We start from the raw sequence: 468 nt of genomic DNA on the forward strand, positions 1-468 counted from the left end.
ATCGCCGCGCGGTGCTGATGGCCGGGGCCGCGATCGCGGCGCTGGGCGAGTTCGTCGCCGCCGCCACGGCGCTGGTGGCCGCGCCGCTGCAGGCGGAGGCGCTGATCCCGGCGCTGCTGCTGCTGGGCACCGGCCAGGGGCTGCTGATGACGCCGCTGCTGAACACCGTGCTGGGCGGCATCCGCGACGGCCATATCGGCTCGGCCTCGGGCATGCTCAGCACCGTGCAGCAGGTCGGCGGCGCCTTCGGCGTGGCAATCGCCGGGATCCTGTTCGCCGCGGTGCTGGACGGCGCCCGTGCGGCCGGGCTGGGCGAGGCCACGGCCTATGCCCATGCCTTCGCGGCCGCGGCGGGCTATGGCGGCGTGGCGACCCTCGCCGTGCTCGGCCTGCTGTTCGCGCTGCCGAAGGGGGAGGCCGGCTGAGCAGTCTTTCAGTCCCCCCTCCCTCGCGGGAGGGGGGCGAGGG

At 76.1% G+C, this 468-nt stretch carries 1 protein-coding gene; it reads left to right on the forward strand.

Annotated features, from left to right (window positions below; genetic code table 11):
- A partial coding sequence (locus P409_RS39910) for an MFS transporter (protein ID WP_034849971.1) occupies positions 1-425 on the forward strand: 425 nt, incomplete at its 5' end.
- Positions 426-468 lie beyond the last annotated feature (43 nt).

Origin of the sequence: Inquilinus limosus MP06, from assembly GCF_000767795.1 — a bacterium.
Classification (GTDB): domain Bacteria; phylum Pseudomonadota; class Alphaproteobacteria; order DSM-16000; family Inquilinaceae; genus Inquilinus; species Inquilinus limosus_E.